This is a genomic window from Mesorhizobium sp. M1A.F.Ca.IN.020.06.1.1 (assembly GCF_004023265.1).
Classification (GTDB): Bacteria; Pseudomonadota; Alphaproteobacteria; order Rhizobiales; family Rhizobiaceae; genus Mesorhizobium.
The window spans coordinates 1-873 of sequence record NZ_RZSR01001496.1; the positions used below are offsets into that span (position 1 = coordinate 1).

The 873-nt window shown below is 64.9% G+C and carries 1 protein-coding gene; it reads left to right on the top strand.

Annotation, left to right across the window (positions count from 1 at the left end; translation table 11 throughout):
• Nucleotides 1-873 (top strand): di-heme oxidoredictase family protein (locus tag EOA60_RS35110; RefSeq protein WP_281060812.1); only part of this gene is annotated, 873 nt, incomplete at both ends.

An 873-nucleotide genomic window follows, 5' to 3' on the forward strand; every position in this document is an offset into this window, starting at 1 on the left:
ACATCACCTTCGAGGAGGAAGCGACCTTCAAGCTCGGCAATGCGCTTTTTCGCAAGAACTGGGTGTCGTCGCCGTCATCGACCCAAGCGTCCGACGGGCTCGGGCCGCTGTTCAACGAACGCGCCTGCCAGAACTGCCATCTGAAGGATGGTCGCGGCCGACCGCCGGAAAGCGGCACAGGCTCGACCTCGATGTTCTTGCGGCTGGCGCGCGATGCAAGCAATGCCGAGGAGAGAGCCGAACTTGCCGACTACAAGCTGCTGAATTTCCCCGATCCTGTCTATGGCTCGCAATTGCAGGATCTGGCGGTTCCCGGCCTCAAGGGTGAAGGCCGCATGCGCATCGACTATTCGGAAGCGAAGGTCACGCTGGGCGACGGTGCCGTCGTTTTGCTGCGCAAGCCCCGCTACTCGGTCGAGAATCCGGGCTATGGCCCGCTCCACCCGCGCACGACGTTGTCGCCGCGCCTGACGCCGCCAATGATCGGGCTCGGACTGATCGAGGAGATCGCCCCGGCCGACATCCTTGCCCTTGCCGATCCGCATGACCGCGACAGCGACGGCATCTCCGGCCGGCCGAACATAGTTCGCGAGGAGTTGAGCGGCGCGATAACTTTGGGCCGCTTCGGCTGGAAAGCGCAGGCCGCATCGATCCGGCAGCAGGCCGCCGATGCCTTTGCCGGCGATATCGGCATCTCGACGCCTGAAGTGCCGAAGCATTGGGGGGACTGTACCGAGGCTGAGAAGGCTTGCCTTACCCTGCCGAACGGCGTCCAAGAGCGCCGGGGCGCGGCGGAAGCGCCGCCCCCGGTCATGGACCTCGTCACCTTCTATTCGCAGAACCTCGCTGTGCCGGCGCGGCGCGACCTCGACA